Source organism: Sphingomonas sp. 10B4, from assembly GCF_035019905.1.
Taxonomy (GTDB): Bacteria; Pseudomonadota; Alphaproteobacteria; order Sphingomonadales; family Sphingomonadaceae; genus Sphingomonas; species Sphingomonas glacialis.
The window spans coordinates 1-298 of the sequence record NZ_JASJVC010000252.1; the positions used below are offsets into that span (position 1 = coordinate 1).

The following is a 298-nucleotide window of genomic DNA, read 5'->3' on the forward strand; positions in this document are numbered from 1 at the left end:
CTCCATAAATGTATCGTCGGTGGCAGTGCGCATGCTGTTTTTAATGGCAAGGTCATGGTGCGCCCAGGTGCACAGCACAGCGATGCGCAACAGTCAAACCGTAATCTGCTATTGACCAATAAGGCACATATCGACACCAAGCCACAACTGGAAATTTTTGCTTCCGATGTGAAATGCACGCATGGTGCGACCGTTGGTCAGCTCGATGATGATGGGCTGTTTTATCTACAGAGCCGCGGCTTGTCTCGCGCCGCTGCACGTAATTTGCTGACGTATGCCTTCGCTGCCGAGCTGATCG

1 protein-coding gene is annotated in these 298 nt (G+C 52.3%); it reads left to right on the forward strand.

What is annotated here, in order from left to right; genetic code table 11:
- Nucleotides 1–298 (forward strand): SufD family Fe-S cluster assembly protein (locus tag QN347_RS19700; protein WP_323494381.1); only part of this gene is annotated, 298 nt, incomplete at both ends.